Raw genomic sequence first — 23,595 nt, 5'->3', positions numbered from 1 at the left:
CTGTTCTTTTCGTTCTTTTAGACGCGGCCCATCGCGAAGCCCTTCGCGATGTAGTTCCGCACAAACCAGATCACCAGCGCGCCGGGAATGATCGTCAGCACGCCGGCCGCCGCCAGCACGCCCCAGTCCATGCCCGAGGCGGATACCGTGCGCGTCATCACCGCGGTAATCGGCTTGGCATCGACCGAGGTGAGCGTGCGCGCGAGCAGCAGCTCCACCCAGCTGAACATGAAGCAGAAGAACGCCGTCACGCCCACGCCGGCCTTGATCAGCGGCAGGAAGATCTTCAGGAAGAACGCGGGGAAGCTGTAGCCGTCGATGTAGGCCGTCTCATCAATCTCGCGCGGAATGCCCGACATGAAGCCTTCCAGAATCCAGACGGCCAGCGGCACGTTGAACAGCATGTGTGCCAGCGCCACGCCCAGGTGGGTGTCCATCAGGCCGACCGTCGAATACAGCTGGAAGAACGGCAGCAGGAACACCGCGGGCGGTGTCATCCGGTTGGTCAGCAGCCAGAAGAACATGTGCTTGTCGCCCAGGAAGCGGTAGCGCGAGAAGGCGTAGGCCGCCGGCAGCGCCACCACGGTCGAGAGCACCGTGTTCATCGTCACGTAGATGATGGAGTTGATGTAACCCCAGTACCACGACGGATCAGTGAAGATGATCTTGTAGTTGTCGAAGGTGACGAGCTTCGGCCAGATCGAGAAGCCGGCCAGCGTCTCCTCGTTGGTCTTGAGCGACATGCTCAGCATCCAGTACAGCGGCAGCACGGCAAACGCCACGTACACGACGAGCGTGATGGCGCGCGCGATCTTGCGCTGGTGCTCGTTGTTCTTGCTTGTCGGATTACGCATGGTCGTCTCCCACGGCCGTGCTGGCACTGCCCATGCGCTGCATCCAGTTGTAGAGGACGAAGCAGAACAGCAGGATGATGAGGAAGTACACGATCGAGAACGCTGCCGCCGGGCCCAGGTCGAACTGGCCGACTGCCTTCTGCGTCAGGTACTGCGACAGGAAGGTCGTGGCATTGCCGGGGCCGCCGCCGGTCAGCACGAACGGCTCGGTGTAGATCATGAAGCTGTCCATGAAGCGCAGCAGCACGCCGATCATCAGCACGCCGCGCATTTTCGGCAACTGGATGTAGCGGAACACGGCCAGGCGGCTGGCGCCGTCAATCTCGGCAGCCTGGTAGAACGCATCCGGAATCGAGCGCAGGCCGGCATACGCCAGCAGCGCCACCAGTGGCGTCCAGTGCCATACGTCCATGATCAGCACGGTGATCCACGCGTCGAACGAGTGCGACGTGTAGTTGTAGTCGATGCCCATCTGGTTGAGCCAGTAACCGGCCAGGCCGATGTCCGAGCGCCCGAAGATCTGCCAGATCGTGCCGACCACGTTCCATGGAATCAGCAGCGGCATCGCCAGCACCACCAGCGCCGCCGAAGCCTTCCAGCCCTTGGACGGCATCGCCAACGCCAGGCCGATGCCCAGCGGAATCTCCACCGCCAGCACGCACAGCGAGAAGATCAGCTGACGGGTGAGGGCGTCCTGCAGATCGCCATCACGCAGGATCTGGCGGAACCAGTCCACGCCCACGAACACGTGCTGCTCGGGGCTGATGATGTCCTGCACCGAGTAGTTCACCACCGTCATCAGCGGCAGGATGGCGGAGAACGCCACACACAGAAACACCGGCAGGATCAGGAACCACGCCTTGTTGTTGAGCGGCTTGTTCATCGGCCGATCCTCTCGTCGTCGGAGTAATACAGCGTCTGCGGCGCATCCAGGCGCAGCCACACGCGCGCATCGGTCACGCTCACTTCGTTGGGTAGCTTCGCCTTGATCGGCAGGCCGACCGTGCCGTCGCCATTGCCGCCAAGACTGGCCGTCAACAGTTGGTGCGTACCCAGTTGCTGCACCTGGTGCACGTCAGCCGCCACCGTGCCGACTTCTCCCGGCGCCGCCAACTGGACGAACTCCGGCCGGATACCGAGCTTGAGCGAACCGTTTGCGTTCTTGAGCGTGTAAAGCGTGTCGCGGCCCACGGACAGGCGCTGGTCGCCCAGCGCGATCACGTCGCCATCCACCGTCACCGGGTAGAGGTTCATGCCCGGGCTGCCGATGAAGTAGCCGACGAAGGTGTGGTCCGGCCGCTCGAACAGCGCTTCCGGCCCACCTTGCTGCACCACCTTGCCTTCGGTCATGACGACGACCTCGTCGGCAAAGGTCAGCGCTTCCACCTGATCGTGCGTCACGTAGATCAGCGTGAGCTTCAGTTGCTGGTGAATCTTCTTGAGCTGGCGGCGCAGTTGCCACTTCAGGTGCGGATCGATGACGGTGAGCGGCTCATCGAACAGGATGGCCGCCACGTCCTTGCGCACCAGGCCACGGCCCAGCGAGATCTTCTGCTTGGCGTCCGCCGCCAGGCCCGAGGCGCGGCGCTTGAGCGCGTGCTGCAACTCGAGAATCTCGGCCACTTCTTCCACGCGCTTCTTCACCTCGGCTTCCGGCGTCTTGCGGTTGCGCAGCGGGAAGGCGAGGTTGTCGAACACGGTCATCGTGTCGTAGATGACCGGAAACTGGAACACCTGGGCGATGTTGCGCTCGCGCGGGCTGGCGTGCGTGACGTCCTGGCCGTCAAACAGCACCTGGCCCTCAGACGGCACTAGCAGCCCCGAGATGATGTTCAGCAGCGTGGACTTGCCGCAGCCCGACGGGCCCAGCAGTGCATACGCACCGCCGTCGCGCCAGGTCATGTTCATCGGCTGCAGCGCGTAGTCGCTCAGGCTTTGCGGATTGGGGCGGTAGCTGTGCCCCAGGTTGCGGAATTCAATGCGCGCCATGTGCGTCTCCCTGCTTGGGCGCGCTCACCAGCTTGCCCGCTTCATCGAACAGGAACAGCTCGGCCGGATCGACAAACACATCCAGCGCCGCACCCAGCTCGAACTCGTGCACGCCCGGCAACTGCGCGACCAGGCCGATGCTGCTTGCCTGACCGGCGGCATGCGCGCGCACGTGCAGATAGGTTTCCGAACCCGACAGCTCGGCCAGTTCCACCGCGCCCGGCAGGGCGACGCTGCCGCCGTTGCGCGGCGCCAGGCGGATATGGCTCGGGCGTAGGCCGATGCGGCAGCGTGTGCCGGCGGCCATCGGCAGCGGGCGCGTCCATTGCACGTCAATGCCTTGCGGAAGACGGATGTGGTTGCCTTCGGCCACGGTGGCGTCCAGCACGTTCATCGGCGGGTCGTTGAAGATGGCGGCGGCATTGACCGACACCGGCACTTCATACATGTCCAGCGTCGGCCCCGACTGCAGCACGCGGCCTTCATGCATGACGACGGTATGGCCGCCCAGCAGCAGCGCTTCCTGCGGCTCGGTGGTGGCATACACCACGGTCGTGCCGCCATCGGCAAACAGCGAGGCGAGTTCGGCGCGCAGCTCTTCGCGCAGCTTGTAGTCGAGGTTGACCAGCGGTTCGTCCAGCAGCACCAGTGGCGCACGCTTGACCAGCGCCCGCGCCAGTGCGCAACGCTGCTGCTGGCCGCCGGATAGCTCAGCCGGCAGGCGTTGCAACAGGTGGTCGATGTGCAGCTTGGCAGCGACGGCGCGCACGCGCGCATCGATCTCGCCCTTGTTGGTGCCCTGCAGGCGCAGCGGCGACGCGATGTTGTCGAACACCGTCATCGCCGGGTAGTTGATGAATTGCTGGTACACCATCGCCAGATTGCGATCGCGTACACCGACGCCCGTCGCGTCCTTGCCATCGACCAGCACGCGGCCGGTGGTCGGCCGGTCCAGCCCGGCCATGATGCGCATCAGCGTGGTCTTGCCGGCTTGCGTCGGCCCGAGCAGCACGTTGATCGCGCCGGGCGCCAGCCGCAGGCTGGTCGGGTACAGATGTGTCTGCGCCCCGACCATGGCCGTAACCTGGTCCAGTTCGAGAATCAATTGTGTCTCCCGTCTTGTACTTCTCTACAGCTTGATCTTTCGGGCCCCCCGGCCCGTGTGCTGCTTTGTTGCCAACCTCTGGGGATCAGGGGGCTTGTTCTGCGGCTGGGGCGGCTTCGTTGTCCGGCAGATGCCGCATCAGCCAGCCCTCCAGCCGGCTGCGATCGGCATCGCTGGCATGCAGCCCCAGCTTGGTCCGCCGCCACAGGATGTCCTGCGCCGTGCGAGCCCATTCGTGTTCGGTCAGGTAGCGGATTTCCGCTTCATACAGACCGGGCGTCACCTCCGTGCCCAGGTCTTCCAGGCGCGCGGCGCCGGCTAGCAGCGTGTTCACGCGGGTGCCGTACTGGTGCGCATAGCGCGTGGCCAGCGTGGTCGGCAGCCAGGGCAAACGTTTTTGCAGGCGCGTCACAAAATCGTCGAAGGTGTATTCGGCGACGAGTTGGCCTGGCGCTTCCAGATCGCCGCCCGGCAGCGATGCAGTCGCCGTCCACGACGGCTTGCCGGCTGCGGGCAGGTGCGGGGCCAACTGGTCTAGCGCTTCTTCGGCCAGTTTGCGGTAGGTCGTGATCTTGCCGCCCCATACATTGATGAGCGGGGCGCTGTTGCCGTCGGCGCCGGTCTCGCATTCGACCAGGTAATCGCGCGTGATGGCCGAGGCGTTGGCGGCGCTGTCATCAAGCAGCGGGCGCACGCCCGAGTAGGTCCACACCACATCGGCCGGCGTCAGCTGCTGCGTGAAATAGCGGCTCGCCATCTCACACAGGTATTGGATCTCGCCGGCATCGATGGCCACCTGATCGACCGAGCCCTTGTATTCCAGGTCGGTCGTGCCGATCAGCGTGAATTCGTTCTGGTACGGAATCGCAAACACGATCCGCCCGTCCGGGTTCTGGAAGATATAGGCGAACGGGTGGTCGAACATCCGCCGCACGACGATGTGGCTTCCCTTGATCAGGCGCAGGCCGCGCGTGCTCGGCAGCGCGTGCGCCGAGCGGGCAAAATCTGCTGCCCACGGTCCGGCCGCGTTGACGATGGCCTTGGCGCGCACCGAGCGGATGCCGTCCGGGCCCGCCAACGAGGCATGCCAGCCATCGGCGCGGCGCTCGGCGTTCAGGCAGCGCGTGCGAGTGAGAATCTGCGCGCCACGATCGGCGGCGTCGCGGGCGTTGAGCACCACCAGGCGGGCGTCATCGACCCAGCCGTCGGAATAGACGAAGCCGCGCGTGTAACCGGGCTTGAGCGGTTTGCCCGACGGATGCTGCGCCAGCTTGATCGACTTCGAGCCCGGCAGAAAACGCCGCTGCGCCAGATGGTCATATAGGAAAAGACCCGCGCGGATCATCCACGCCGGGCGCTGGGCCGCATCGTGCGGCATCACGAAGCGCAGCGGCCACATGATGTGCGGCGCCATGCGCAGCAACACCTCGCGCTCCTGCAGCGCCTTGCGCACGAGGCTGAATTCGTAATATTCGAGGTAGCGCAGGCCGCCGTGGATCAGCTTGGTCGAGGCCGAGGAGGTGTGCTGGGCCAGGTCGTCCTTTTCACACAGGACGACCGACAGGCCCCGCCCGACAGCATCGCGCGCAATGCCGACGCCGTTGATGCCGCCTCCGACCACCAGCAGATCACACTCCAGATGCGACGCATCGGTGTGTTGCATGGGTTTGGGTTGGATTCTGTTGGTTTGCGCGCCTTTTCTTGCGAACTGCAACGCGTTCGCGGATAGTGTAGTGAAAGGCGAAAATAAAGCAACGTAGGGAATCGCCTAATTCGATCATATGTGTTCGTTTGTGTTCATTTGATGCATTGATGCTTCCCCGCCACCGCCAGATCCTTGAGTACGTCCGCCAGCACGGCGATGCCTCCGTCGATGCGCTCGCCCGCGTGCTCGGCGTGACCACCCAAACCATCCGCCGCGACATCCGCCAGCTCGAAGATGAGCGGCTGCTCGCGCGCTATCACGGCGGCGTTGGCCTGCCGTCCTCGGTGGAGAACATCGACTACGACCAGCGCCAGGTTCTGCACATCGATGCCAAGCGCAGCATTGCCGAAGCCGTCGCCCGCCATGTCGAGCCCGGTCGCTCGCTCATCATCAATATCGGGACGACCACCGAAGAGATCTCCAAGGCACTGGTTGGTCGCAAGGGTTTGCGCGTCATCACCAACAACCTGAACGTGGCGTCCATCCTGTCCGGCAGCCCGGATGCCGAAGTCATCGTCGCCGGCGGCCTAGTGCGCAACCGCGACCGCGGCATCGTCGGCGAGGCAACGATCGACTTCATGAAGCAGTTCCGCGTCGACATCGGCATCATCGGCGTCTCCAGCATCGACGAAGACGGCACGCTGCTTGACTACGACTACCGCGAGGTGCGCGTCGCCCAGGCCATCATCGAGCAGTCGCGCGAAGTCTGGCTTGCCGCCGATCACTCCAAGTTCGGTCGCCGCGCCGTGGTGCGTCTCGGTCACGTCTCGCAAATCGACAAGTTTTTCACCGACATCCCCGTGCCCGAGGCCATGTCGGAAGTCTTCCGCGCTGCCGAGGTCGACGTCGTTGTCGCCAGCGAAGCGCGCGAGGCTTGATCCACGTCGCCACAGTTCTTTCCCGTCGCCTACAGTGAAATGGCCGGGCGCGCACCTTGCGTGCCCCTGCCATATTCGGTCCAGTCCAACGGGGAGCATCGTGAGCCAGCACTCACATGCCGAAATTCTTTCTGTTTTCGCCAACATCGTCACCGAGCACGTTGCGGCACTGCGCGATGCGCTCATCAAGCTGGGTGAGCCCGGCGCCAGTGACGAGGATCTCCATCAGTTCCGCGTGACGCTGCGGCGGCTGCGGTCCGCGTGGGTGACGTTCGCCCCAGTGCTGCCTCGCGCGTTTATCACCGAATGGAAGCCGCGCCTGCGTACCCTGGCGGGCGCGACCGGCCCCGTGCGTGAATGGGACGTGTTAATCACAGACTGGCTCCCGGCTGCCCAGGCCGTGCTTTCAGAAGGTGATGAAGCGGGCCGTGCATGGCTCGCCGCCGCCATTGAGCGGGCAAAACAGGCTCGCCATCTCGCCTGGCAAACATTGCGTGTGGAGTTGGCGTCGCCCAGTGTCATGAATGCGCTGACGGAGTTAGAGGGCGGCGTGGCTGCGTTCCGCTTGTCCAGTAAGCCCCCACGGCTTGCAGGCTTCGCACATGCACGAGCCGCCGCTCTCCGGAAGAAGGTACTGCGCCGCGGGCGCCATCCCAAGCGGGCCACCGCGGCACGTTTGCATCGTGCGCGCATTGCGGCCAAGCAGTGGCGCTATCTATATGAAGCGTTTTACCCCGCCCTCGGGGCACGGGCCGCTAAGCGCTACCGAAAGCACCTGCGCAAGCTCCAAGACGCCTTGGGCGAGATCCACGACGCCAGCGTCTCTTTAGAGCGGGTTGTCTCACTTGCGAATGAGGCTCCGCCAGACTCCGTAGTGAATGCCTTTCACATGCGAGCGCGGGCGGCCAGAGTGTGCACCGCCAAAGGGCTGCGTTGGATGCGTGGTCACGCAGCCGTCTGATCCCATAAAAGCCCCAAAAGACCCTGCAGAAAGAAAGGGCTTGCCAAGTCCCGCAAAGATGCCTATAGTTCGCCCCTCGCTGCACGACGCGGCGCCGAAACGAAGGTTGAGGCGGTGATGTCGAGGCGGTGGAGAAGTAGTGGTGGTGCGGGTTTGCGGGTTGTCGGGTGGTTAGCGACGGTCCGCGGTTGCAGTGAAGTTAGCGACGCGTTGAACGATAAAAATTCTTCAGCAAGTTGTTGACAGCGACGAAAAAGCTCTGCATAATCTCGTTTCTCTGCTGCAGCAAACGCAGCGACGCGGTGAACAAAGTTGATCGCGCAGTTCTTTAACAAGCAAACAGCCGATAAGTGTGGGCGCTTAATACTGGATGCGGCGAATGTAAATTCGCTAGCTTACAAGTAATGAAGTGCTCGCACAGAAGTAAGGTTTGAACGAAAGTTCAAGTCAGATTCTGAGAGTGAGCGACCGCTCGTAAAGAGCGAAAACAGCAGATTGAACTGAAGAGTTTGATCCTGGCTCAGATTGAACGCTGGCGGCATGCCTTACACATGCAAGTCGAACGGCAGCATGATCTAGCTTGCTAGATTGATGGCGAGTGGCGAACGGGTGAGTAATACATCGGAACGTGCCCTGTAGTGGGGGATAACTAGTCGAAAGATTAGCTAATACCGCATACGACCTGAGGGTGAAAGTGGGGGACCGCAAGGCCTCATGCTATAGGAGCGGCCGATGTCTGATTAGCTAGTTGGTGGGGTAAAGGCCCACCAAGGCGACGATCAGTAGCTGGTCTGAGAGGACGATCAGCCACACTGGGACTGAGACACGGCCCAGACTCCTACGGGAGGCAGCAGTGGGGAATTTTGGACAATGGGGGCAACCCTGATCCAGCAATGCCGCGTGTGTGAAGAAGGCCTTCGGGTTGTAAAGCACTTTTGTCCGGAAAGAAATCGCACTTACTAATATTAGGTGTGGATGACGGTACCGGAAGAATAAGGACCGGCTAACTACGTGCCAGCAGCCGCGGTAATACGTAGGGTCCAAGCGTTAATCGGAATTACTGGGCGTAAAGCGTGCGCAGGCGGTTGTGCAAGACCGATGTGAAATCCCCGGGCTTAACCTGGGAATTGCATTGGTGACTGCACGGCTAGAGTGTGTCAGAGGGGGTAGAATTCCACGTGTAGCAGTGAAATGCGTAGAGATGTGGAGGAATACCGATGGCGAAGGCAGCCCCTGGGATAACACTGACGCTCATGCACGAAAGCGTGGGGAGCAAACAGGATTAGATACCCTGGTAGTCCACGCCCTAAACGATGTCAACTAGTTGTTGGGGATTCATTTCCTTAGTAACGTAGCTAACGCGTGAAGTTGACCGCCTGGGGAGTACGGTCGCAAGATTAAAACTCAAAGGAATTGACGGGGACCCGCACAAGCGGTGGATGATGTGGATTAATTCGATGCAACGCGAAAAACCTTACCTACCCTTGACATGCCACTAACGAAGCAGAGATGCATTAGGTGCTCGAAAGAGAAAGTGGACACAGGTGCTGCATGGCTGTCGTCAGCTCGTGTCGTGAGATGTTGGGTTAAGTCCCGCAACGAGCGCAACCCTTGTCTCTAGTTGCTACGAAAGGGCACTCTAGAGAGACTGCCGGTGACAAACCGGAGGAAGGTGGGGATGACGTCAAGTCCTCATGGCCCTTATGGGTAGGGCTTCACACGTCATACAATGGTGCATACAGAGGGTTGCCAAGCCGCGAGGTGGAGCTAATCCCAGAAAATGCATCGTAGTCCGGATCGTAGTCTGCAACTCGACTACGTGAAGCTGGAATCGCTAGTAATCGCGGATCAGCATGCCGCGGTGAATACGTTCCCGGGTCTTGTACACACCGCCCGTCACACCATGGGAGTGGGTTTTGCCAGAAGTAGTTAGCCTAACCGTAAGGAGGGCGATTACCACGGCAGGGTTCATGACTGGGGTGAAGTCGTAACAAGGTAGCCGTATCGGAAGGTGCGGCTGGATCACCTCCTTTAAGAGCGTGCATCCGACGTTAGGCGTCCACACTTATCGGTTTGTTTGATGTTACAGCCAAGGGTCTGTAGCTCAGGTGGTTAGAGCACCGTCTTGATAAGGCGGGGGTCGTAGGTTCAAGTCCTACCAGACCCACCAAGTTACGGACGGTGGAAGAAGTTCTCTGCCGTGACTGGGGGATTAGCTCAGCTGGGAGAGCACCTGCTTTGCAAGCAGGGGGTCGTCGGTTCGATCCCGTCATCCTCCACCAATACCTTTTGGTTGCCAAATGCAAGCATCGACGATGCGTCGATGGTGTTTGCATTTGGCCTAGCCAAGACGAGCGTAAAAGTTCGGCTGTTCTTTAACAATATGGAATGTAGTAAAGGTGTCGCGGAGCATTGATGAGATGCTCGGTAGTAACGCGACACTGGGTTGTGATTGTATCAACCAGTATTACCAGAGCAATCGAAAGATTGTCTTGGAATACGGCACAACGCGAGAACTCAGCCTGTAACGAGACATACTCGTTATAGGGTCAAGCGAATAAGTGCATGTGGTGGATGCCTTGGCGATTACAGGCGATGAAGGACGTAGTAGCCTGCGAAAAGCTGCGGGGAGCTGGCAAACAAGCTTTGATCCGCAGATGTCCGAATGGGGAAACCCGGCCCGTATGGGTCATCCCTTGCTGAATACATAGGCAAGGGAAGCGAACGCAGCGAACTGAAACATCTAAGTAGCTGTAGGAACAGAAATCAACCGAGATTCCCAAAGTAGTGGCGAGCGAAATGGGATCAGCCTTGTACTCTTTAGCAGTATTGCTAGCAGAACGGAATGGAAAGTCCGGCCATAGCGGGTGATAGCCCCGTATGCGAAAGCAGTATTGTGGAACTAGGTGTACGACAAGTAGGGCGGGACACGTGAAATCCTGTCTGAAGATGGGGGGACCATCCTCCAAGGCTAAATACTCGTAATCGACCGATAGTGAACCAGTACCGTGAGGGAAAGGCGAAAAGAACCCCGGGAGGGGAGTGAAATAGATCCTGAAACCGCATGCATACAAACAGTCGGAGCCTGGAAACGGGTGACGGCGTACCTTTTGTATAATGGGTCAGCGACTTACATTCAGTGGCAAGCTTAACCGATTAGGGAAGGCGTAGCGAAAGCGAGTCCGAATAGGGCGTTCAGTCGCTGGGTGTAGACCCGAAACCAAGTGATCTATCCATGGCCAGGTTGAAGGTGCGGTAACACGTACTGGAGGACCGAACCCACTAACGTTGAAAAGTTAGGGGATGAGCTGTGGATAGGGGTGAAAGGCTAAACAAACTTGGAAATAGCTGGTTCTCTCCGAAAACTATTTAGGTAGTGCCTCGTGTCTCACCTTCGGGGGTAGAGCACTGTCATGGTTGGGGGTCTATTGCTGATTACCCCGCCATAGCAAACTCCGAATACCGAAGAGTGCAATCACGGGAGACAGACATCGGGTGCTAACGTCCGGTGTCAAGAGGGAAACAACCCAGACCGCCAGCTAAGGTCCCTAAATATTGCTAAGTGGGAAACGAAGTGGGAAGGCTAAAACAGTCAGGAGGTTGGCTTAGAAGCAGCCACCCTTTAAAGAAAGCGTAATAGCTCACTGATCGAGTCGTCCTGCGCGGAAGATGTAACGGGGCTAAGCAATATACCGAAGCTGCGGATGCACGTAAGTGCATGGTAGGAGAGCGTTCTGTAAGCCTGTGAAGGTGTCTTGTAAAGGATGCTGGAGGTATCAGAAGTGCGAATGCTGACATGAGTAGCGATAAAGGGGGTGAAAGGCCCCCTCGCCGTAAGCCCAAGGTTTCCTACGCAACGTTCATCGGCGTAGGGTGAGTCGGCCCCTAAGGCGAGGCAGAGATGCGTAGCTGATGGGAAGCAGGTTAATATTCCTGCACCGTCGTATGATGCGATGGGGGGACGGATCGCGGAAGGTTGTCCGGGTGTTGGATGTCCCGGTCCCTGCATTGGAGATGGCACTTAGGCAAATCCGGGTGCGTGATTCAAGGGTGTGGGGCGAGCGACTTTAGGTCGCGAAGCAATTGGAAGTGGTTCCAAGAAAAGCCTCTAAGCTTCAGTCATACGAGACCGTACCGCAAACCGACACAGGTGGGCGAGATGAGTATTCTAAGGCGCTTGAGAGAACTCGGGAGAAGGAACTCGGCAAATTGGTACCGTAACTTCGGGATAAGGTACGCCCTTGTAGTTTGACTGGCTCGCGCCAGAAGGACGAAGGGGTTGCAATAAAATGGTGGCTGCGACTGTTTAATAAAAACACAGCACTCTGCAAACACGAAAGTGGACGTATAGGGTGTGACGCCTGCCCGGTGCCGGAAGATTAAATGATGGGGTGCAAGCTCTTGATTGAAGTCCCGGTAAACGGCGGCCGTAACTATAACGGTCCTAAGGTAGCGAAATTCCTTGTCGGGTAAGTTCCGACCTGCACGAATGGCGTAACGATGGCCACACTGTCTCCTCCCGAGACTCAGCGAAGTTGAAGTGTTTGTGATGATGCAATCTCCCCGCGGCTAGACGGAAAGACCCCATGAACCTTTACTGTAGCTTTGCATTGGACTTTGAACCGATCTGTGTAGGATAGGTGGGAGGCTTTGAAACCGGGACGCTAGTTTCGGTGGAGCCGACCTTGAAATACCACCCTGGTTTGTTTGAGGTTCTAACCTTGGCCCGTGAATCCGGGTCGGGGACAGTGCATGGTAGGCAGTTTGACTGGGGCGGTCTCCTCCCAAAGTGTAACGGAGGAGTTCGAAGGTACGCTTGGTACGGTCGGACATCGTACCTAAAGTGCAATGGCAAAAGCGTGCTTAACTGCGAGACCGACAAGTCGAGCAGGTGCGAAAGCAGGACATAGTGATCCGGTGGTTCTGTATGGAAGGGCCATCGCTCAACGGATAAAAGGTACTCTGGGGATAACAGGCTGATACCGCCCAAGAGTTCATATCGACGGCGGTGTTTGGCACCTCGATGTCGGCTCATCTCATCCTGGGGCTGTAGCCGGTCCCAAGGGTATGGCTGTTCGCCATTTAAAGAGGTACGTGAGCTGGGTTTAAAACGTCGTGAGACAGTTTGGTCCCTATCTGCCGTGGGCGTTGGAATCTTGACGGGGGCTGCTCCTAGTACGAGAGGACCGGAGTGGACGTACCGCTGGTGTACCTGTTGTCTCGCCAGAGGCATCGCAGGGTAGCTATGTACGGAAGAGATAACCGCTGAAAGCATCTAAGCGGGAAACTTGCCTGAAGATGAGGATTCCCTGGAGACTTGATCTCCCTGAAGGGTCGTTCGAGACCAGGACGTTGATAGGCTGGGTGTGGAAGCGCAGTAATGCGTTCAGCTAACCAGTACTAATTGCCCGTGCGGCTTGATCCTATAACCGGTATGTTTCCGGCTGGGTCTGCCTTGTGCCTGATACAAAATACACAACCTGAACTACATTCCCATATTGGCGGCGTTGACCATCGAGTCAGCGACGCGACAAGTCATAGCCTGGTGACCATAGCGAGTCGGTACCACCCCTTCCCATCCCGAACAGGACCGTGAAACGACTCCGCGCCGATGATAGTGCGGATTCCCGTGTGAAAGTAGGTCATCGCCAGGCTCTCCATAAAAACACCCCAGCCCTCATCCGGCTGGGGTGTTTGCTTTTACGCCTCCCAAACGCAGCACCACCGCTGCCTCCCTGCCGCAACAGCCCAATAAAAAAGCCACCCAACGGGTGGCTTCTTGCGCTCTGCTGCGCCAAACAACCTCAGCCCCGCGCCAGGTACCGCTCCACCAGCCTCACCCAATACGTCGCGCCCAACGGCAGCAGCTCGTCGTTAAAGTCGTAGCTCGGATTGTGCAGCATGCATGGGCCTAGGCCGTGATTGGGCGGCCGTTGGAGGCCGTGCGCTGGCTCGCTGCAGCGTTGGCAGCAAGCTCTTTCGGTGCCGGAGTTCCTTCGGGACCTTTCGGCGGCCTAAGGGTGAGAGCGTATGCATGTTTCGTTATGCGATTTCATCAAGCACTGCTTGACAAGGTGCATCGATGGTCCCATAATCGCACGTTCTCTTCGGAGAGGTGCCCGAGTGGCTAAAGGGGGCAGACTGTAAATCTGTTGGCTTACGCCTACGCTGGTTCGAATCCAGCCCTCTCCACCAGAATTAAGCAGTGAGTTCGGTCCTTAGCCAGGGCCGGGCGGCAAGGGAAGAAGTAACCCAGGCGGGTGTAGCTCAATGGTAGAGCAGAAGCCTTCCAAGCTTACGACGAGGGTTCGATTCCCTTCACCCGCTCCATTCGCTGTTAGTAAGTTTCGCCCATGTGGCTCAGTGGCAGAGCACTCCCTTGGTAAGGGAGAGGTCGGCAGTTCGATCCTGCCCATGGGCACCACGCATCCACCAACCCAAATCGCTACCGAGACAGGAGTCGCGTCATGGCAAAGGAAAAGTTCGAGCGGACCAAGCCGCACGTGAACGTTGGGACGATTGGTCACGTTGACCACGGCAAGACGACGCTGACTGCAGCGATCGCGACCGTGCTGTCCGCCAAGTTTGGTGGCGAAGCGAAGAAGTACGACGAAATCGACGCTGCACCGGAAGAAAAGGCACGCGGCATCACGATCAACACCGCGCACATCGAGTACGAAACGGCCAACCGCCACTACGCGCACGTTGACTGCCCGGGCCACGCCGACTACGTCAAGAACATGATCACCGGTGCCGCCCAGATGGACGGCGCCATCCTGGTGTGCTCGGCCGCTGACGGCCCGATGCCGCAAACGCGTGAGCACATCCTGCTGGCCCGCCAAGTGGGCGTGCCGTACATCATCGTCTTCCTGAACAAGTGCGACATGGTGGACGACGCTGAGCTGCTGGAACTGGTCGAGATGGAAGTGCGCGAACTTCTGTCGAAGTACGACTTCCCGGGCGACGACACCCCGATCATCAAGGGTTCGGCCAAGCTGGCGCTGGAAGGCGACAAGGGCGAGCTGGGCGAAGTGGCCATCATGAACCTGGCCGACGCACTGGACACCTACATCCCGACGCCGGAGCGCGCTGTTGACGGCACGTTCCTGATGCCGGTGGAAGACGTGTTCTCGATCTCGGGTCGCGGCACCGTGGTGACCGGCCGTATCGAGCGTGGCGTGATCAAGGTCGGCGAAGAAATCGAAATCGTCGGTATCGCCATGGACGGCGACAAGCCGAAGATCGACAAGACGACCTGCACGGGCGTGGAAATGTTCCGCAAGCTGCTGGACCAAGGTCAAGCAGGCGACAACGTCGGTATTCTGCTGCGCGGCACCAAGCGTGAAGACGTTCAGCGTGGCCAAGTGCTGGCCAAGCCGGGCTCGATCAAGCCGCACACGGAATTCACGGGCGAGGTCTACATCCTGTCGAAGGACGAAGGCGGCCGTCACACCCCGTTCTTCAACAACTACCGCCCGCAGTTCTACTTCCGTACGACGGACGTGACTGGCTCGATCGCCCTGCCGGAAGGCAAGGAAATGGTCATGCCGGGCGACAACGTGTCGATCACCGTCAAGCTGATCGCCCCGATCGCCATGGAAGAAGGCCTGCGCTTCGCAATCCGCGAAGGCGGCCGTACCGTGGGTGCTGGCGTCGTTGCCAAGATCCTGAAGTAAAAAAGGCTGTAACTCTTCCGTGCGGCTGCCAACCGGCCGCACGCGAAGTGCCAGAGTGGGGTTGACCGAATGGCAACCCCAAAGTTGTTCTAGGGGTATAGCTCAACTGGCAGAGCGTCGGTCTCCAAAACCGAAGGTTGGGGGTTCGATTCCCTCTGCCCCTGCCAATTCATCAGCCGCGTAGCGCGAACCAGCGCCACGCGGCTTGTCTCGTTTGGGAAACATGGCCAATCCGAACGTCGAAACTGTCAACACCTCCAGTGGCAAATTGCTGCTGGTCGTGGCGTTCCTGCTGTTGGTCGCCGGGGTGATCGGTTTTTACCTGCTGGCGCAACAGCCGGCTTACGTCCGTGCTGCCTCGCTGATCGGCGGGCTGGTGCTCGGCGCCGGTGTCGCGCTGGTGTCTGCGCCGGGGCAGAGCTTCATTGAGTTCGCCCGCGAGTCGTACCGTGAAGTTCGCAAGGTCGTTTGGCCGACGCGCAAGGAAGCAGGGCAGATGACCGGTCTGGTGTTCGCCTTCGTGGTGATCATGGCCTTGTTTCTGTGGTCTGCGGACAAGCTCATCGAGTGGGTGATCTTCTCGCTCGTGTTGGGCTGGAAATAATCGGGTGAAGCCATGACGGATAACGTAGCGAACGACACGTCCACGGATTCGTCCGCGCCGGCCTCGAAGAAGCGCTGGTATGTCGTGCATGCCTACTCAGGCATGGAAAAGAGCGTGCAACGCGCGCTGCAGGAGCGCATTGAGCGCGAAGGCCTGCAACATCTGTTCGGCCAGATTCTGGTGCCGTCGGAAGAGGTGATGGAGAGCAAGAACGGTCGCAAGACCGTGACTGAGCGCCGCCTGTATCCGGGCTACGTCTTTGTCGAGATGGAAATGACCGATGTCACCTGGCACTTGGTGAAGAATACCGCCAAGGTCACGGGATTCATCGGTGGCACAGCTAACCGCCCATCGCCGATTTCCCAGCGTGAGCTCGATAAGATGCTGGCTCAAGTCCAGGAAGGGATCGAGAAGCCGCGTCCCAAGACGCTGTTCGAAGTGGGCGAGATGGTGCGCGTGAAGGAAGGCCCGTTCACCGACTTCAACGGCAACGTCGAGGAAGTCAACTACGAGAAGTCGCGCTTGCGCGTTTCCGTGACGATCTTCGGTCGTGCGACGCCGGTCGAGCTCGAGTTCGGCCAGGTCGAGAAGGTGTAAAGAATTTGGCGCGACGGCGTAAGTCGTTGCGCCAGTCGCCCAGTCCACTGGACTTGGCGGGCAACGGCGGCGTAGCTGCCTGAGCCAACAGAGGAGCGTCAGCCTCGCGCTGATGCGTTACCACTCAATAGGATTGCCACGGTTTCTTAGCTGGGCAATCCGGATTGGAGTCAAGATGGCCAAGAAAATTATTGGCTTTATCAAGCTGCAAATTCCGGCTGGTAAAGCAAATCCGTCCCCGCCTGTCGGCCCGGCCCTGGGTCAGCGCGGTCTGAACATCATGGAGTTCTGCAAGGCGTTCAACGCGCAGACTCAAGGCATGGAACCGGGCCTGCCGGTGCCGGTGGTGATCACCGCCTTCGCCGACAAGAGCTTCACGTTCGTGATGAAGTCGCCGCCGGCGACCGTGCTCATCAAGAAGGCCGCAGGTATCCAGAAGGGTTCTGCCAAGCCGCATACCGACAAGGTCGGCAAGATCACCCGCGCCCAAGCTGAAGAAATCGCCAAGGCAAAGAATGCGGACCTCACCGCTGCTGATCTGGACGCCGCCGTGCGTACGATCGCCGGTAGCGCCCGTTCGATGGGTATCACGGTGGAGGGCCTGTAATCATGGCAAAGATTTCGAAGCGCGTGGCCGCGAACAAGGCCAAGGTCGAGCGCACCAAGTTCTACCCGATCGACGAAGCGCTGAGCCTCGTTAAGGAATGCGCCAGCGCCAAGTTCGACGAGTCGATCGACGTGGCCGTGCAACTGGGCATCGATGCGAAGAAGTCGGACCAAGTGGTTCGTGGTTCGGTGGTGCTGCCGGCTGGTACCGGCAAGTCGGTGCGCGTGGCTGTGTTCGCCCAAGGCGATAAGGCTGAGCAAGCCAAGGCTGCTGGTGCTGAGATCGTCGGCATGGAAGACCTGGCCGAGCAGATCAAGGCTGGCAACATGGACTTCGACGTCGTGATCGCTTCGCCGGACACGATGCGCGTGGTCGGTACGCTGGGTCAGATCCTGGGCCCGCGCGGCCTGATGCCGAACCCGAAGGTTGGCACCGTGACGCCGGACGTCGCTACGGCTGTGAAGAATGCCAAGGCTGGTCAAGTGCAATTCCGTGTCGACAAGGCCGGTATCATCCACGCCACCATCGGCCGCCGTTCGTTCGAGCCGGCTGCACTGAAGAGCAACCTGGCTGCACTGCTGGACGCACTGACCAAGGCCAAGCCGGCCTCGAGCAAGGGCGTGTACCTGCGTAAGGTTGCTGTCTCGTCGACGATGGGTGTTGGCGTGCGCGTCGACCAGTCGACGCTGGCTGCCTGATCGTTTGAGAGTATTCGCGCTGGGTGGCCCGATAACCATCCCGGCGTTAGCAGTTTTTTCTCGCGTAGCTCCGGCTGCGTGAGCCCTTGAAGTTTGAGGGAAGAACTTTGGGCAGTGGCGGATGTGCGTGCAAGCGTGCTGATGCCGCTGGTTATCAAAGACCGTTGGCGGTGAAGGGCTCTTCGGAGCCGACACCTTAATCGCGGCGCAATCCGGAAACGGAGCGTACGGCCAACGCAGATGGCGCCCCCGAAGGGAATAAGTGACTTTGGTATTGCCGAAGTGATTTGTGCCAATCGGACGCCGTACTTTTGGACTGACCGAGGTGACCGCAAGGCTTGCGGAAGCCGACGTCGTTTTGGAGCTTAACCGTGGCACTCAATCTCGAAGATAAGAAGGCCGTCGTGGCCGAGGTAACGGCGCAAGTCGCCAAGGCCTCGACCATCGTCGTTGCTGAATATCGCGGTATCACGGTTGGCGATCTGACCAAGCTGCGCGCGCAAGCGCGCCAGCAAGGCGTCTACCTGCGCGTTCTGAAGAACACGCTGGCACGCCGCGCTGTTGAAGGCACGCCGTTTGCCGAACTCGCCGAGCAACTGACCGGCCCGCTGATCTACGGTATTTCCGAAGACGCAGTGGCCCCGGCCAAGGTGCTGAACGATTTCGCCAAGGGCAATGACAAGCTGGTGCTGCGCGCCGGTTCGTACGAAGGCAAGGTGCTGGACGCCAATGGCGTGAAGGCCCTGGCTTCGATCCCGAGCCGCGAAGAACTGCTCAGCAAGCTGCTGTTCGTCATGCAGGCGCCGGTGTCGGGCTTTGCCCGCGCCCTGGCTGCTCTGGCCGCAAAGCAAGGCGAAGGCGAGAGCGCAGCAGCCTAATCGGCCGCAGCACCTCGTACAGATCGCACGATCGATACCGAATCACATTCTGGAGTTATTCAAATGGCAATCACCAAAGACGACATCCTCGAAGCCGTTGGCTCGATGTCCGTGATGGAACTGAACGACCTGGTCAAGGCGTTCGAAGAGAAGTTTGGCGTGTCGGCTGCTGCCGTCGCCGTTGCTGGCCCGGCTGGTGCTGGCGCAGCAGCTGCTGCTGAAGAGCAAACCGAATTCACCGTGACGCTGAAGAGCGCCGGCGCGAACAAGGTTGGCGTCATCAAGGCCGTGCGTGAAATCACCGGCCTGGGCCTGAAGGAAGCCAAGGACCTGGTCGATGGCGCACCGAAGCCCGTGAAGGAAGGCGTCGACAAGAAGACCGCCGACGAGCTGGTGAAGAAGCTGGTGGAAGCCGGCGCGGAAGCCGAAGCCAAGTAAGTGCAGGTCTCGCGTGCCGTATTCGGTACGCGACGGAGGCTGGCAAAGGGAGATTTCCCGGCGCCAGCCTTTTTGCGCTTGTGGGACCGGTTGTTGAGCGATCCCGCAATCACGCTGTAAGTATCGTTGAAGTCTCGTTTGTGTCTTTCATGCCGGTTTTTCCGGCAGCCGGCCGGAACAAGGCCAGCAGAGGCCAAACATCAGTGGCACACTAGGCAGTTCGCAGTCCGCTGATGTTTGTCTTCTGAACCGACTGCAGAAGGCAAGTTTGGTCGGGTACTCCCCCGTCCGTGGCATGGGCTCCATGGGTCCATGTGCGGGCGGCGCGCGCAGTACCGTCAGCCAGAGGTTGGTAGCGGCCAACCGCCAAATCCCGTCACCAGTCGCTGAACACCTCAAGTGCCAGGCGTGACTCACGCCACAAGTCCGTCGCATGCACTTGCGATGATTCGGAGATCCCATGGCGTACAGCTTTACCGAGAAAAAGCGCATTCGCAAGAGTTTCGCGAAGCGCGCAACGGTCCATCAGGTTCCCTTCCTGCTTGCCACCCAGATTCAATCGTATGCTCAGTTCTTGCAGGCCGAGACCGGCCCTTCGCAACGCAAGACCGAAGGCCTGCAGGCTGCATTCAATGCCATCTTCCCCATCGCGTCGCACAATGGTCTGGCGCGCATGGAGTTCGTGTCGTATCACCTGTCCAACCCGCCGTTTGACGTCAAGGAATGTCAGCAGCGTGGTCTGACCTTCCACTCGGCGCTGCGCGCAAAAGTGCGCTTGATCATCAACGACCGCGAGAACCCCACCAAGGTCAAGGAGATCAAGGAGCAGGAAGTCTACATGGGCGAAATTCCGCTCATGACGGACACCGGTTCGTTCGTGATCAACGGTACCGAACGTGTGATCGTGTCCCAGCTGCACCGCTCGCCGGGCGTGTTCTTCGAGCACGACAAGGGCAAGACGCACAGCTCGGGCAAGCTGCTGTTCTCGGCACGGATCATTCCGTACCGCGGCTCGTGGCTCGACTTCGAATTCGATCCGAAGGACATCCTGTACTTCCGCGTCGACCGCCGCCGCAAGATGCCGGTGACGATCCTGCTGAAGTCGATCGGCCTGACGCCGGAACAGATCCTGGCGCACTTCTTCGTGTTCGACAACTTCACGCTCAAGAGCGAAGGCGCACTGATGGAATTCGTGCCCGAGCGTCTGCGCGGTGAAGTCGCACGCTTCGACATTGCCGACAAGAACGGCAAGGTCGTCGTCGAGAAGGACAAGCGTATCAACGCGAAGCACATCCGTGACCTGGACTCGGCTGGCACCAAGCTGATCAGCGTGCCGGAAGACTACCTGCTGGGTCGCGTGCTGGCGAAGAACATCGTCGATCCGGATACCGGTGAAGTCCTGGCCAACGCCAACGACGAACTGACCGAAGGCGTGCTCGAGAAGCTGCGCGACGCCGACGTGAAGGAAATCCAGACGCTGTACACGAACGACCTGGATCAAGGTCCGTACATCTCGTCCACGCTGCGCACAGACGACACGGCCGACCAGACCGCCGCACGTATCGCGATCTACCGCATGATGCGCCCCGGCGAGCCGCCGACCGAAGACGCCGTCGAAGCGCTGTTCCAACGCCTGTTCTACAGCGAAGACTCGTACGACCTGTCGCGCGTGGGCCGCATGAAGGTCAACAGCCGCCTGAACCGCTCGGAAGGTACGGGCCCGATGGTGCTGACGGATGACGACATCCTCGACACGATCAAGCTGCTGGTGAACCTGCGTAACGGCAAGGGCGAAGTGGACGATATCGACCACCTCGGCAACCGTCGCGTGCGTTGCGTCGGCGAACTGGCGGAAAACCAGTTCCGTGCTGGTCTGTCGCGCGTTGAGCGTGCCGTCAAGGAACGTCTGGGCCAAGCCGAGACGGAAAACCTGATGCCGCACGACCTGATCAACTCGAAGCCGATTTCGTCGGCGATTCGCGAGTTCTTCGGTTCGTCGCAGCTGTCGCAGTTCATGGACCAGACCAACCCGCTGTCGGAAGTCACGCACAAGCGTCGTATTTCGGCACTGGGCCCGGGCGGTCTGACGCGCGAGCGCGCGGGCTTTGAAGTCCGTGACGTGCACCCGACCCACTATGGCCGCGTGTGCCCGATCGAAACACCGGAAGGTCCGAACATTGGTCTGATCAACTCGCTGGCACTGTACGCGCAGCTCAACGACTACGGCTTCCTCGAAACGCCGTACCGCAAGGTTGAGAACAGCAAGCTGACCGACGAAGTGCACTACCTGTCGGCTATCGAAGAAGGCAAGTACGTGGTGGCGCAGGCCAACGCGACGGTGGACAAGGACGGCAACCTGGTTGACGAACTGGTCTCCGCACGTGAAGGCAGCGAGCGTGAAACGCGTATGGTCACGCCGGACCGCGTGCAGTACATCGACGTGGCGCCGTCGCAGATCGTGTCGGCTGCAGCTTCGCTGGTGCCGTTCCTCGAGCACGATGATGCAAACCGTGCACTGATGGGCGCCAACATGCAGCGTCAGGCCGTGCCTTGCCTGCGTGCGGACAAGCCGCTGGTGGGTACCGGCGTCGAGCGCACCGTGGCAGTGGACTCGGGTACGGCTGTGCAAGCCACTCGTGGCGGCGTGGTCGACTATGTTGACGCGAACCGCGTGGTGATCCGTGTGAACGATGCGGAAGCCGTTGCTGGTGAAGTCGGCGTCGACATCTACAACCTGATCAAGTACACGCGTTCGAACCAGAACACGAACATCAACCAGCGTCCGATGGTCAAGGTGGGCGATATCGTTGCCCGCGGCGACGTGATCGCTGACGGCGCCTCGACCGACATGGGCGAGCTCGCGCTCGGCCAGAACATGCTGGTCGCGTTCATGCCCTGGAACGGCTACAACTTCGAGGATTCGATCCTGATCTCGGAGCGTGTGGTGGCGGAAGACCGCTACACCTCGATCCACATCGAGGAACTGTCGGTCGTTGCCCGTGACACCAAGCTCGGACCGGAAGAAATCACGCGCGACATCTCGAACCTGGCTGAAGCCCAACTGGCTCGCCTGGACGAGTCGGGCATCACGTACATCGGCGCAGAAGTCGAAGCCGGTGACGTGCTGGTCGGCAAGGTCACGCCGAAGGGCGAGACCCAGCTGACGCCGGAAGAGAAGCTGCTGCGTGCGATCTTCGGTGAGAAGGCGTCCGACGTGAAGGACACCTCGCTGCGCGTGCCCTCGGGCATGACCGGTACCGTGATCGACGTGCAAGTCTTCACGCGTGAAGGCGTGACGCGCGACAAGCGCGCCCAGTCGATCATCGATGAAGAACTGAAGCGCTACCGTCTGGACCTGAACGACCAGCTGCGTATCGTGGAAGGCGATGCCTTCCAGCGTCTGGAGCGTCTGCTGGTGGGCAAGGTGGCCAACGGCGGCCCGAAGAAGCTGGCCAAGGGCACTGCGCTCACGAAGGAATACCTAGCCGACCTCGACAAGTGGCACTGGTTCGACATCCGCCCGTCGGATGACGAAGTGGCCACCCAGCTCGAAGCCGTGAAGGAAGCCATCGAGCAGAAGCGCCACGACTTCGACCTCGCGTTCGAAGAGAAGCGCAAGAAGCTCACGCAAGGCGATGAACTGCCGCCGGGCGTGATCAAGATGGTCAAGGTGTACCTGGCCGTGAAGCGCCGCCTGCAGCCTGGCGACAAGATGGCCGGCCGTCACGGTAACAAGGGTGTCGTGTCGAAGATCACCCCGATCGAAGACATGCCGTACATGGCTGACGGTACGCCGGCAGACATCGTGCTGAACCCGCTGGGCGTGCCTTCGCGGATGAACGTGGGTCAGATTCTCGAAACCCACCTGGGCTGGGCCGCGCGCGGTCTGGGCGAGCGCATCGGCAACATGCTCAAGGCGCAAGCCAAGGCCGCCGAAGTGCGCAAGCTGCTGGGTCAGATCTACAACGAGAGCGGCAAGATCGAAGATCTGGACAGCCTGTCCGACGCCGAGATCCTGGAGCTGGCCGAGAACCTGAAGAAGGGCGTGCCGTTCGCGACGCCGGTGTTCGATGGTGCGCATGAGGACGAAATCCGCCGCATGCTGGACCTCGCCTATCCGGAAGACATCGCGAAGGAGAAGGGCCTGACCGCTTCCAAGCAGCAGGTCACGCTGTTCGACGGCCGCACCGGTGAAGCCTTCGAGCGTCCGGTCACGCTGGGCGTGATGCACATGCTGAAGCTGCACCACTTGGTCGACGACAAGATGCACGCGCGTTCGACCGGTCCGTACTCGCTGGTGACGCAGCAGCCGCTGGGCGGTAAGGCCCAGTTCGGTGGCCAGCGTTTCGGTGAGATGGAAGTGTGGGCGCTGGAAGCCTACGGCGCGTCCTACGTGCTGCAGGAAATGCTGACCGTGAAGTCGGATGACGTGAACGGCCGGACCAAGGTGTACGAGAACATCGTCAAGGGCGAGCACTCGATCGATGCCGGCATGCCGGAATCGTTCAACGTGCTGGTGAAGGAAATCCGCTCGCTGGGTATCGACATCGACCTCGAGCGCAACTAAGCGCCCGAGCGATGGGAGCGCGGTAGACACATCGCCGC

Annotated in this window: 15 protein-coding genes, 6 tRNA genes and 3 rRNA genes; 19 read left to right on the top strand and 5 right to left on the bottom strand. The window is 60.1% G+C overall.

Annotation, left to right across the window (positions count from 1 at the left end):
• Window positions 1-17: 17 nt before the first annotated feature.
• From V6657_RS15595 to glpD, 5 genes are all read right to left on the bottom strand, one after another.
• The gene (locus V6657_RS15595) at window positions 18-854 is read right to left on the bottom strand and encodes a carbohydrate ABC transporter permease (RefSeq protein WP_048933360.1); all 837 of its coding nucleotides are present in this window, start codon (window positions 852-854) and stop codon (window positions 18-20) included.
• Window positions 847-1,737 carry a sugar ABC transporter permease gene (locus V6657_RS15590; RefSeq protein ID WP_021197336.1) on the bottom strand — a complete coding sequence of 297 codons (891 nt, stop codon included), beginning with the start codon at window positions 1,735-1,737 and terminating at the stop codon, window positions 847-849. Before V6657_RS15590 ends, V6657_RS15595 begins: the two co-directional genes overlap by 8 nt.
• The gene (locus V6657_RS15585; protein WP_048933359.1) at window positions 1,734-2,843 is read right to left on the bottom strand and encodes an ABC transporter ATP-binding protein; all 1,110 of its coding nucleotides are present in this window, start codon (window positions 2,841-2,843) and stop codon (window positions 1,734-1,736) included. Before V6657_RS15585 ends, V6657_RS15590 begins: the two co-directional genes overlap by 4 nt.
• Window positions 2,830-3,948 (bottom strand): ABC transporter ATP-binding protein, encoded by a 1,119-nt coding sequence (locus V6657_RS15580; protein ID WP_048933358.1) that lies wholly within the window; start codon window positions 3,946-3,948, stop codon window positions 2,830-2,832. The genes V6657_RS15585 and V6657_RS15580 overlap by 14 nt, the downstream gene beginning before the upstream one ends.
• An 85-nt stretch (window positions 3,949-4,033) precedes the next feature.
• A complete protein-coding gene (gene glpD, locus V6657_RS15575; protein WP_048933357.1) occupies window positions 4,034-5,611 on the bottom strand; it encodes a glycerol-3-phosphate dehydrogenase in 1,578 nt (525 codons plus the stop codon).
• 149 nt (window positions 5,612-5,760) lie between these two features.
• On the opposite strand from glpD, the gene V6657_RS15570 reads away from it, so the two are divergent.
• From V6657_RS15570 to rpoB, 19 genes are all read left to right on the top strand, one after another.
• Window positions 5,761-6,531, top strand: a complete 771-nt coding sequence (locus V6657_RS15570; protein ID WP_048933356.1) for a DeoR/GlpR family DNA-binding transcription regulator — start codon at window positions 5,761-5,763, stop codon at window positions 6,529-6,531.
• A 100-nt stretch (window positions 6,532-6,631) separates the two neighbouring features.
• Window positions 6,632-7,492 carry a CHAD domain-containing protein gene (locus V6657_RS15565; protein WP_048933355.1) on the top strand — a complete coding sequence of 287 codons (861 nt, stop codon included), beginning with the start codon at window positions 6,632-6,634 and terminating at the stop codon, window positions 7,490-7,492.
• Window positions 7,493-7,989: 497 nt separating this feature from the next.
• Window positions 7,990-9,525 (top strand): 16S ribosomal RNA (locus V6657_RS15560).
• Window positions 9,526-9,585: 60 nt separating this feature from the next.
• Window positions 9,586-9,662 (top strand) — tRNA-Ile (locus V6657_RS15555).
• Between the two features lie 36 nt (window positions 9,663-9,698).
• Window positions 9,699-9,774: transfer RNA gene (locus V6657_RS15550), tRNA-Ala, on the top strand.
• Window positions 9,775-10,039: 265 nt separating this feature from the next.
• A 23S ribosomal RNA gene (locus V6657_RS15545) occupies window positions 10,040-12,917 on the top strand.
• 116 nt (window positions 12,918-13,033) lie between these two features.
• Window positions 13,034-13,146: ribosomal RNA gene (rrf, locus tag V6657_RS15540) — 5S ribosomal RNA — on the top strand.
• Together the 16S, 23S and 5S rRNA genes with 5 tRNA genes alongside form the textbook arrangement of a ribosomal RNA operon.
• 455 nt (window positions 13,147-13,601) lie before the next feature.
• Window positions 13,602-13,687, top strand: a tRNA-Tyr gene (locus V6657_RS15535).
• A gap of 61 nt (window positions 13,688-13,748) precedes the next feature.
• Window positions 13,749-13,822 (top strand) — tRNA-Gly (locus V6657_RS15530).
• A 19-nt stretch (window positions 13,823-13,841) separates the two neighbouring features.
• Window positions 13,842-13,916: transfer RNA gene (locus V6657_RS15525), tRNA-Thr, on the top strand.
• 43 nt (window positions 13,917-13,959) lie between these two features.
• Window positions 13,960-15,168 carry an elongation factor Tu gene (tuf, locus tag V6657_RS15520; protein WP_104658052.1) on the top strand — a complete coding sequence of 403 codons (1,209 nt, stop codon included), beginning with the start codon at window positions 13,960-13,962 and terminating at the stop codon, window positions 15,166-15,168.
• Window positions 15,169-15,259: 91 nt separating this feature from the next.
• Window positions 15,260-15,335 (top strand) — tRNA-Trp (locus tag V6657_RS15515).
• A gap of 56 nt (window positions 15,336-15,391) precedes the next feature.
• Entirely contained in the window at window positions 15,392-15,772 is a 381-nt protein-coding gene (secE, locus tag V6657_RS15510; RefSeq protein WP_048935965.1) for a preprotein translocase subunit SecE, read from the top strand.
• Window positions 15,773-15,784: 12 nt separating this feature from the next.
• The gene (nusG, locus tag V6657_RS15505) at window positions 15,785-16,369 is read left to right on the top strand and encodes a transcription termination/antitermination protein NusG (RefSeq protein ID WP_031330221.1); all 585 of its coding nucleotides are present in this window, start codon (window positions 15,785-15,787) and stop codon (window positions 16,367-16,369) included.
• Between the two features lie 175 nt (window positions 16,370-16,544).
• Entirely contained in the window at window positions 16,545-16,976 is a 432-nt protein-coding gene (gene rplK / locus V6657_RS15500; RefSeq protein WP_004634453.1) for a 50S ribosomal protein L11, read from the top strand.
• Window positions 16,977-16,978: 2 nt separating this feature from the next.
• The gene (gene rplA / locus V6657_RS15495; RefSeq protein ID WP_021197602.1) at window positions 16,979-17,674 is read left to right on the top strand and encodes a 50S ribosomal protein L1; all 696 of its coding nucleotides are present in this window, start codon (window positions 16,979-16,981) and stop codon (window positions 17,672-17,674) included.
• Between the two features lie 371 nt (window positions 17,675-18,045).
• Window positions 18,046-18,552 carry a 50S ribosomal protein L10 gene (rplJ, locus tag V6657_RS15490; RefSeq protein WP_021197601.1) on the top strand — a complete coding sequence of 169 codons (507 nt, stop codon included), beginning with the start codon at window positions 18,046-18,048 and terminating at the stop codon, window positions 18,550-18,552.
• 63 nt (window positions 18,553-18,615) lie between these two features.
• Complete coding sequence (rplL, locus tag V6657_RS15485) at window positions 18,616-18,990, top strand: 50S ribosomal protein L7/L12 (RefSeq protein WP_021197600.1); 375 nt, start codon at window positions 18,616-18,618, stop codon at window positions 18,988-18,990.
• Window positions 18,991-19,450: 460 nt separating this feature from the next.
• A complete protein-coding gene (gene rpoB, locus V6657_RS15480) occupies window positions 19,451-23,557 on the top strand; it encodes a DNA-directed RNA polymerase subunit beta (protein ID WP_048935966.1) in 4,107 nt (1,368 codons plus the stop codon).
• Window positions 23,558-23,595 lie beyond the last annotated feature (38 nt).

The organism is Ralstonia sp. RRA, from assembly GCF_037023145.1.
In the GTDB taxonomy this organism is placed as follows: Bacteria; Pseudomonadota; Gammaproteobacteria; order Burkholderiales; family Burkholderiaceae; genus Ralstonia.
The sequence above is the reverse complement of the archived record's forward strand: the minus strand, read 5'-3'. Positions and strand labels throughout refer to the sequence as shown.

What these genes read in the sequence shown, in the direction of transcription:
- rpoB (WP_048935966.1), top strand. Translation starts at nt 19,451, where the DNA reads ATGGCGTACAGCTTTACCGAGAAAAAGCGCATTCGCAAGAGTTTCGCG.
- V6657_RS15585 (WP_048933359.1), bottom strand. Translation starts at nt 2,843, where the DNA reads ATGGCGCGCATTGAATTCCGCAACCTGGGGCACAGCTACCGCCCCAAT.
- V6657_RS15570 (WP_048933356.1), top strand. Translation starts at nt 5,761, where the DNA reads ATGCTTCCCCGCCACCGCCAGATCCTTGAGTACGTCCGCCAGCACGGC.
- rplA (WP_021197602.1), top strand. Translation starts at nt 16,979, where the DNA reads ATGGCAAAGATTTCGAAGCGCGTGGCCGCGAACAAGGCCAAGGTCGAG.
- V6657_RS15595 (WP_048933360.1), bottom strand. Translation starts at nt 854, where the DNA reads ATGCGTAATCCGACAAGCAAGAACAACGAGCACCAGCGCAAGATCGCG.
- nusG (WP_031330221.1), top strand. Translation starts at nt 15,785, where the DNA reads ATGACGGATAACGTAGCGAACGACACGTCCACGGATTCGTCCGCGCCG.
- rplL (WP_021197600.1), top strand. Translation starts at nt 18,616, where the DNA reads ATGGCAATCACCAAAGACGACATCCTCGAAGCCGTTGGCTCGATGTCC.
- tuf (WP_104658052.1), top strand. Translation starts at nt 13,960, where the DNA reads ATGGCAAAGGAAAAGTTCGAGCGGACCAAGCCGCACGTGAACGTTGGG.
- rplK (WP_004634453.1), top strand. Translation starts at nt 16,545, where the DNA reads ATGGCCAAGAAAATTATTGGCTTTATCAAGCTGCAAATTCCGGCTGGT.
- secE (WP_048935965.1), top strand. Translation starts at nt 15,392, where the DNA reads ATGGCCAATCCGAACGTCGAAACTGTCAACACCTCCAGTGGCAAATTG.
- V6657_RS15590 (WP_021197336.1), bottom strand. Translation starts at nt 1,737, where the DNA reads ATGAACAAGCCGCTCAACAACAAGGCGTGGTTCCTGATCCTGCCGGTG.
- glpD (WP_048933357.1), bottom strand. Translation starts at nt 5,611, where the DNA reads ATGCAACACACCGATGCGTCGCATCTGGAGTGTGATCTGCTGGTGGTC.